Consider the following 4,461-nt stretch of genomic DNA (forward strand, 5'->3'; position numbering starts at 1 on the left):
CGGACAGGTTGCCGTCGGTGGTTTCCATCAACTGGTTGAGGCTGCTGACCATGTCGCGGAAATCATGCTGGTAGGCATTGGCATCGCCACGCACCGAGAAGTCACCCTGCGCAGCGGCACCGGCCAGACGCTTGATCTCGCTGTTGATCGCCGACAGGCTGGCCTTGACCGCATCCACGGTCTCGGTGATCACGGCCTTCTCGCCGGGCAGGCGTTCGATGTCGACCGACAGATCGCCGTTGGCATAGCGCTTGATGGTCTCCAGTGCCGACAGCAGCATCTGGATGTGCGAGGCGACGAGTGCGTTGCTTTCCTTGACCATCACCCCGTAATCGCCGGGGAAGGCGGTCTCGTCCATGCGGTAGCTAATCAAGCCGGTGTCGTGCTGGCGTGCCATCTCACGCTGTGCGCCGATCACGGATTGCAGCTGTGCCTGCATGCGCTGCATGGACAGCAACAGCATGCCGACTTCGTCACGGCGGGAGGCATCGATGCGGCGGTCCAGCTTGCCTGCAGCGACATCGTCGGCCACGCGCACGGCGTCGGCCAGCGGCAGCATGATCGCGCGGATGATCGCCCAGCCCAGTGCGGCGGCAAGCAGCAAGGCCAGACCGAGGCCGATCGCGATGGCGATCAGCGAGCGCTGGTGCGCCTGACGTGATTCGGCCGTCTGCTTGGTCAGCTGCTCCTGGTTGTACTGCGACATCTGCTTGAGCTGGTCGAACAGGGCGCGGCGCAGCTTGCGTGAATCGCCACTGGAGATGGCGTTGGCGGTGACGAAGTCGTCGGCGGCAATCGCGGCGGCGATGCGGTCGTGTGCTTCGAAATAGCCAGCGCGCTGCTTCTTCATGTTGTCGTACATGGCCAGCTCGCTGGCGCTGTAGTCGGCTTCGATGTCGTCGTAGGCCTTTTCAGCAGCTTCAATCAGCTTGCGGCTATCGGCCATGCGCTTGTCGTAGTCGGCCAGCTGCTCCGGGTTGCCTTGGTAGTTGAGCTGGGCCTGCTCGAAGGTGCGGTATTCACCGAGCTGGGCGCGCATTTCGCCAAGCTGCTGGACGGCCGGCATCCAGTTGTTGTTGACCTGCTGTATCTGGGTGTCGGCCACGTTCATCCGCCACAGCGCGAACAGCGCAAGCAGCAGGGTGAGCAGGCTGGTGCTGCAGAATGCAAGCACCAGCTTTCGCGTGATCGACAGATTCTGGAACCACTTCATTGCAGACATCTCCGTAGGCGGGCATAGGGGGCGATCCACAGGTCCGGCGCTCCTGTGGAATGTCGTGCGTGCTGCTGGTCGCGACGGCGACCCAGGTCGGTTGACAAACCTGATTGCATTGCGATGCGGTATCGGCACGCCTGTAATGTTCTTGAAGGCGTTGTGCGGCGATGATTCAGCCAAGCCGCCTTGTACGCTTGTCCTGCGATCGCAGTCATTTCCTGCTTGCACGCGAGCACGGCAAAACGCCGCACGCCCAGAAGCTGGGGGTGCGGCGTCAGATGCTTGTTACGGTGTACTCAGGCTGCTTGCTGGGTGCGCAGGGAGCGCACCAGCCCACCAATATCGACGATCAGCGCGACGCGGCCGTCGCCAAGGATGGTTGCGCCGGATACACCGCTGATACGGCGGTAGTTGTTCTCGATGTTCTTGACGACAACCTGCTGCTGGCCGATCAACTCATCCACTTCCAGCGCGATCTTCTGGCCGTCACCTTCCACCACGACGACCAGCGGGTCGGCCTGTGGATTGTCGGGATAGCCGTAGTACTGGCCCAGCGACAGGATCGGCAGGTATTCGCCGCGGACGCGCAGAACGCGGCCTTCGCCGGCCATGCTGCGGATATCGTCCGGCTGCGGCTGCAATGCTTCCAGCACGTAGGCCAGCGGCAGGATCAGGGTTTCGCCGGCAACCGACACGGTCATGCCATCGAGGATGGCCAGCGTCAGCGGCAGCCGGATCAGCACGCGGGTGCCGGCGCCGGTGCGGCTCTCCAGCTGTACTTCGCCACCCAGCGCCTGGATGTTGCGCCGGACCACGTCCATGCCGACACCACGACCGGAGAGGTCGGTGACAGCATCGGCGGTCGAGAAGCCGGGCTGGAAAATGAGATCCCAGACTTGGGCGTCGGTGGGGTTGTCCGGCACGCTCAAGCCACGTTCCAGTGCCTTGGCCAGAATCTTTTCGCGGTTCAGGCCGCGGCCGTCGTCGCTGACTTCGATAACGATATGTCCACCCTGGTGCGATGCGGCCAGGGTGATCGTGCCGGTCTCGTCTTTGCCGGCTTCGCGACGCACGTCTGGCATTTCCAGACCATGGTCGATTGAGTTACGGACCAGATGCACCAAGGGATCTGCGATCTTTTCGATCAGGCCCTTGTCTAGTTCGGTGCCTTCGCCAATGGTGCGCAGGCGGACTTGCTTGCCCAGGCGACCGGAAAGATCGCGGACCAGACGCGGGAAGCGGCGGAACACGGCGTCGACTGGCAGCATGCGCACGCCGATGACAGCTTCCTGCAGGTCGCGGGTATTGCGTTCGAGCAGGTCCAGACCGGCAAGCAGCTGTTCGGCGTGGGCTGGATCCAGCCCGCCGGACACCTGCTTGAGCATGGCCTGGGTGATGACCAGTTCGCCGACCAGGTTGATCAAAGCATCGACCTTGTCGACGCTGACCCGGATCGAGCTTTCAGCTTCGTGCTGCTGGCCACTGGCGGGTGCCTTGACGGCGGCCTCGGCGATGTTGGCAACGGCAGTAACGGGTGCTTCCACTGCAAGGCTGGGCGGTGCGGCCGGACGGATATCCAGCTCGCAGTCATCGACCACCCAGGCAAAGGTGTCTTCGATGCGGCTGCGCGGCACTTTGCCGACCAGACCCAGGTCCCAGGCCAGGTAGGCTTCCAGCGGATCGAGCTGATCGAAGCTGGGCAGGCGCGCCATGCGTGGTTCCACGTGCAGGGAACCAAGGGTTTCCAGCTCGCGGATGATGCGCAGCGGATCATTGCCGCTCATGAACAGCGACGGCGCCGGGGCAAAGCCAATCTGCCAGGCGTCGGGGGTTTCTTCCTGCTTCACTGCGGCCACGACTACCGGCGCAGCGCCGGAAAGCACAGCCTGCAGGCGATCGGTTATCGCCTTCACCGCTGCCGGATCGGCAGGCTGGCCATGTTCGACTTCACGCAACAAGGCACGCAGTACATCGACCGAGCCCAGCATCGCGTCGACCGCGTTGCTTTCGAGTGCGCGCTTGCCCGCACGCAGTTCATCGAGCAGGGTTTCCAGCACATGGGTGAGTGCGGCGATGGCATCAAAACCAAAGGTGCCGGCGCCGCCCTTGATCGAGTGGGCGGCACGGAACACCGAATTGATGACTTCGGGATCGTGTTGGCCGTCTTCCAGAGCCAACAGGCCGGCCTCCATTGCATCCAGCCCTTCGCGGCTTTCTTCGAAGAAGGTGGCGTGGAAACGTTGCAGGTCCATGCTCATTGGCGCGGTATCCGATCGGTGGGGCAGGTGGGCTGATCAGCCCAGGACTTTCTGTACGGTGGCAACCAGCTGTTCTGGATTGAACGGCTTGACCAGCCAACCGGTAGCGCCGGCGGCCTTGCCTTCGGATTTCTTGTCGGCGGCCGACTCGGTGGTCAGCATCAGCATCGGCGTGAACTTGTAGTCCGGCAGCTGACGCAGTTCGCGGATCAGCGAGATGCCATCCATGTTCGGCATGTTGACGTCGGTGACCACGGCGTTGAAACGCTGGCCCTTGGCCCGGCCCAGAGCGACCGCGCCATCCTCGGCTTCTTCAACCGAAAAACCGGCCGAGGTGAGGGCAAAAGAGACCATCTGGCGCATTGACGCCGAGTCGTCCACCACCAAGATTCGTGCGCTCATGCAGCGTTCTCCACAGATTTCGTTGTGTCAGGGGTTGCTTCCAGACCAAGGGTCCGGAGGACACCGAGCAGGCGCGCGGCGTCACGGAAGGTATCGGTAGCGTTGTCAAAGACGGTGCCGTTGCCAGCTTGCTGGCGGGCCAGCACAAAGGCGCACAGCACCTGCATTGCAGCGGTGTGCACGCGGCCCACCTGGCTGGCATCCACGCGCAACTCGCCCGCTTGCGGCAGGTGGGTTGCCAGGTGTTGTTTCAACTCGCTGGTGGACTCGATGCCGAGATCCTGCGCCAGGGCCACAGTGCTCATCGTTGCTCCGAACAAACGTTACTGGGAGAGATAGCGGCGATATGCCAGTGATCTTTAGCGTCGCGATGCGCTGCAGCAGATAGTGTTAACGGGCGCACGGTTTTTTGCTTACCCCCTCCCTTGCGCCGAAGGCGTAGGGGAGGGATGGGGAGGGGTAGTTTTTGGCTGGGTAGCAACTGTCTTGTCAGCCGGAGGCCATAGCGGCCTCCGCATCTCGTTTACGAGCATTGAGGATGACCAGCATCTTTCTCATAACCGCGACCAAGGCCACCTTGCCGGG

4 protein-coding genes are annotated in these 4,461 nt (G+C 62.7%); all 4 read right to left on the reverse strand.

The window, feature by feature from the left end:
• On the reverse strand, positions 1-1,213 hold a 1,213-nt coding region (locus ACVOK8_RS19040), incomplete at its 3' end, for an MCP four helix bundle domain-containing protein (protein ID WP_481568182.1).
• A gap of 299 nt (positions 1,214-1,512) precedes the next feature.
• Positions 1,513-3,474 (reverse strand): chemotaxis protein CheA, encoded by a 1,962-nt coding sequence (locus tag ACVOK8_RS19045; RefSeq protein WP_481568184.1) that lies wholly within the window; start codon positions 3,472-3,474, stop codon positions 1,513-1,515.
• Between the two features lie 36 nt (positions 3,475-3,510).
• Positions 3,511-3,876 carry a response regulator gene (locus ACVOK8_RS19050; RefSeq protein WP_038688521.1) on the reverse strand — a complete coding sequence of 122 codons (366 nt, stop codon included), beginning with the start codon at positions 3,874-3,876 and terminating at the stop codon, positions 3,511-3,513.
• Entirely contained in the window at positions 3,873-4,181 is a 309-nt protein-coding gene (locus ACVOK8_RS19055) for an STAS domain-containing protein (protein WP_303749795.1), read from the reverse strand. The genes ACVOK8_RS19050 and ACVOK8_RS19055 overlap by 4 nt, the downstream gene beginning before the upstream one ends.
• Positions 4,182-4,461 lie beyond the last annotated feature (280 nt).

Source organism: Stenotrophomonas sp. STEN083, assembly GCF_056759195.1.